General features: G+C 59.2%; 4 protein-coding genes. All 4 read left to right on the forward strand.

The window, feature by feature from the left end:
- Window positions 1–588, forward strand: a 588-nt coding sequence (locus AC1DSG_RS28900) for an ABC transporter permease (RefSeq protein ID WP_477793925.1), incomplete at its 5' end; no start/stop codon positions are given.
- The gene (locus AC1DSG_RS28905) at window positions 585–1,391 is read left to right on the forward strand and encodes an ABC transporter permease (RefSeq protein WP_477793926.1); all 807 of its coding nucleotides are present in this window, start codon (window positions 585–587) and stop codon (window positions 1,389–1,391) included. The genes AC1DSG_RS28900 and AC1DSG_RS28905, both read left to right, overlap by 4 nt.
- Window positions 1,384–2,463 carry an ABC transporter ATP-binding protein gene (locus AC1DSG_RS28910; protein ID WP_477793927.1) on the forward strand — a complete coding sequence of 360 codons (1,080 nt, stop codon included), beginning with the start codon at window positions 1,384–1,386 and terminating at the stop codon, window positions 2,461–2,463. The genes AC1DSG_RS28905 and AC1DSG_RS28910 overlap by 8 nt, the downstream gene beginning before the upstream one ends.
- A 33-nt stretch (window positions 2,464–2,496) precedes the next feature.
- Window positions 2,497–3,771 (forward strand): nucleotide disphospho-sugar-binding domain-containing protein (locus AC1DSG_RS28915; RefSeq protein WP_477793928.1); only part of this gene is annotated, 1,275 nt, incomplete at its 3' end.

A 3,771-nucleotide genomic window follows, 5' to 3' on the forward strand; every position in this document is an offset into this window, starting at 1 on the left:
GCGATTGCCCGTGCTCCGCGGCGCCATCAAGCGGTGTTTCTGTTTTTGGTGATGCTGCCGTTCTGGAGCAACTACCTGATCCGTACTTACGCCTGGATCGTCCTGCTAAACCGTGAAGGCCTGATCAACCGGATGCTGCAGCTGTTCGGTTACAGCGGCGAACCCATCAGCCTGCTCTACACCGAAGCCTCGGTGGTACTGGGGCTGGTCTACAACTACATCCCGTTCGTGATCCTGGCGATTTTCTCCTCGTTGTCGCGAATCAACAACGAACTCTGGGACGCCTCGAAAGACCTTGGTGCTTCAGGCTGGATGACCTTTCGCCGGATCATCCTGCCGTTGAGCGTGCCCGGTGTGGCGGCTGGCGCGGTGTTTGTATTCGTCCTGAGCATCGGCAACTTCATCACCGCCGACCTGTTGGGCGGCAAGCAAGTGCAGATGGTCGGCAACCTGATCTACTCGCAATTCCTCACGGCGCGGGACTGGCCGTTCGGCGCGGCGCTGAGTTTCTTCCTGATCGCGATCATGCTGATTCTGTTGTTCGTGCAGGCACTGGTTGCGCGTCGCGCAGAAGGAGGTCGCGCATGAACCAGTCTCGTTCTGTAAGCGGCACCGTACTCAGTACGCACCTGGGGTTGGTGTATGCCTTCCTTTATATACCGATCCTGGTATTGATTCTGCTGTCGTTCAACAAGTCCGGATTACCGACGGCCTGGGGCGGCGTATCGCTGAAGTGGTATGTGGCGCTGGCGCATAACTCGGCGATTTTGTCGGCGGCGCTCAACACCCTGATCGTGGCCCTCTCGGCGACCTTCATTGCCTGTGTGCTAGGGACATTCCTCGCGCTCGGCATCGAGCTGCGCCGCAAGGGCAACGACAAGGGGCAAGTGATCGACACGCTGCTGATGGCGCCCATGATCATTCCCGACATCGTCCTCGCAATTGCGCTGCTGAGTTTCTTCAACCTGCTCAAGGTCGGGCTGGGCTTGCACTCGATCATCATCAGCCACGCCGTGTTCAACATCGCTTTCGTCTGCGCGGTCGTGCGCACGCGCCTCAAACACTTCGACTATTCGATTCTCGAAGCCTCGATCGATCTTGGCGCGAGCTGGTTCACCACCTTCCGCCGGGTACTGTTGCCGGCGATTTTTCCCGGCGTGCTGGCGGGTGGTCTGCTGTCGTTCACCCTGTCGGTGGACGAATTCATCATCGCTTTTTTCAACTCCGGTTCCGGCCAGGCTTCCACCACGTTGCCGATGCAGATCTACGCGATGATCCGCTTTGGCGTCACCCCGGAAATCAATGCTCTGGCGACGCTGGTGATGCTGGTCAGCATCACCGCGCTGCTGGCTTCGCAGCGTCTCAACAAGGCTCCTCGCACCCATGAATAACTCATCTGCGGTACTGATCCTGGACAAGGTCAGCAAGTCTTACGGCAACGGTCTGGCGGTAAACGAGGTGTCGCTGAACATCCGCGAGAACGAGTTCTTTGCGTTGCTCGGGCCGTCCGGCTGCGGCAAGACCACCCTGTTGCGCATGCTTGCCGGTTTCGAGACTCCCAGCGCTGGTTGCATTTACCTGGACGGCAAGGACATCTCGCCGCTGCCGGCGAACAAGCGGCCGTTGAACCTGATGTTCCAGTCCTATGCGCTGTTTCCCAACATGACGGTGCGCAAGAACATTGCGTACGGCCTGGAGATGGAGCGTTTGCCGGAAGCGGAAATTCGCCGCCGGGTCGATGAAGTGTTGCACACCGCGCAGCTCGGTGAATTGGCCGAACGCAAACCGGATCAATTGTCCGGTGGTCAACGTCAGCGCGTCGCTCTGGCGCGGGCGCTGGTCAAGCGCCCGCGGGTGTTGCTGCTCGATGAGCCATTGGGCGCGCTGGACAAGAAGCTCCGGGAAAAAATGCAGCTCGAACTCAAGCGCCTGCAACTCGAAAGCGGGATCACGTTCATCATCGTCACCCACGACCAGGAAGAAGCCCTGGTGATGTCGGACCGCATGGCCGTGCTCGATGGCGGCAAGGTTTGCCAGTGCGGCAGTCCGACTGAACTCTACGAAAACCCCAACAGCCGGTTTGTCGCCAACTTCATTGGCGTCAGCAACCTGTTTGAAGGCGTGCGCTCTGGTGAACACACGGTGCGCGTCAACGGCCAGGAGCTGGCTGTCGAAACCGTTGAACCGTTGATTCCAGGGCAGAAAGTCGCTGTCGTCGTTCGCCCGGAACGCTTGCAGGTGCTGCCTGCGGAGGGGGGCGACTGCGCCAACCAGGTCACCGGCAAAATCGTCGAAATCGCCTATCACGGCCTCGACACCAACGTGCATGTGCAGACGGCGTTCAGCAACAAGGCGCTGATCGTCCGCGTGCCGTCCTCGCAGTTCGAATTTGCTCATTTTGCTATCGGTATGAACATCCGGTTGGGCTGGCAGGCCCGCCATGCCCGCGTATTGACGCGCTGAACAATAAAAAAGACCAGGCAGGAGTACCTCTCGATGAAACAGAAAGTGATCGCCTTTTTTCCGGAAGCCGCTTATGGCCCGGCACTGAACTCCGTCGGTATTGCCCAGGCATGCGAAGCCCTTGGCCACAAAGCGGTATTCCTCACCGACCCGGGCATGAGCGGTGTGTATGCCGGATATGGGTTCGAAGAGCACATGGTCAACATGTCGGCACCGATGCCGGCCGAAGAGATGGCCCGTTACTGGGTCGACTTCATCAACGGCCACATCCCGAATTTCCGCAAGAGCCCGCTGGACCAGATCGACAACTACGTGAAGGAATGCTGGGCCGCCATCGTCGAAACTGCGAAGTGGGCGCAAAAGGATCTGCCGGCGGTGCTGGACAAGGTCAAGCCGGACCTGATCTGCGTCGACAACGTGATCCTGTTTCCTGCGATCAAGCAATACGGCAAGCCGTGGGTGCGGATTATTTCCTGCTCGGAAAACGAGATCGAAGACCCGGAAATCCCGCCGCACCTGTCGGGCATGAGTGTGCACGACAAGGCCGGCCACGCTGCCTTTCGTCAGCGCTTCGAAGAGGTGGTCGGGCCGATTCACGAGGATTTCAACCAGTTCCTCCAGACCCATGGCGAACAGCCGTATCCGCTCGGCACATTTTTTGAGGCCTCGCCGTACATGAACCTGTTGCTGTACCCGGACGCGGTCAAGTTCGAGCGTCGTCATCCGTTGCCGCCCGAGCGTTTCCACTACCTGCAAGGCTGCGTGCGTCACGACACCTCGTATGAGATTCCACAGTTCAAGGCCAACAACGACAAGCCGTTGCTCTATGTCAGTTTCGGCAGCCTCGGTTCCGGCGATGTCGACCTGCTCCAGCGCCTGATAACGGCCGTGGGCAAGCTGCCTTATCGTGCGCTGTTCAACGTCGGTGAGCACATGGACGAGTACCCGAACCTGCCGGACAACGTGCTGATCTCCAACTGGTTCCCGCAGCCATCGGTGATCGCCCAGGTCGACGCGGTGATCCACCACGGCGGCAACAACAGCTTCACCGAGTGCCTGTTTTTCGGTAAGCCGGCGATTGTCATGTCCTACGTCTGGGACGGTCACGACAACGCCATGCGCGCCGAAGAAAGCGGTCACGGTTTCAAGCTCGATCGCTACGAATGGAGCGAAGCGCAACTGGCGGAAAAACTCGCCGCGTGCCTCAACGACGAGGCGATGCGCGAACGCCTGCAAAACACCAGCGCGCAAATGCAATCACGCAAAGGGCCTGCGGATGCGGCCGAAATACTCGACAAGGTACTGAGC

This window comes from Pseudomonas sp. P5_A12 (genome assembly GCF_056400685.1).

Bases quoted from the DNA above. Each gene is read 5' to 3' on its own strand.
- AC1DSG_RS28905 (WP_477793926.1), top strand. From the start codon at position 585: ATGAACCAGTCTCGTTCTGTAAGCGGCACCGTACTCAGTACGCACCTG.
- AC1DSG_RS28910 (WP_477793927.1), top strand. From the start codon at position 1,384: ATGAATAACTCATCTGCGGTACTGATCCTGGACAAGGTCAGCAAGTCT.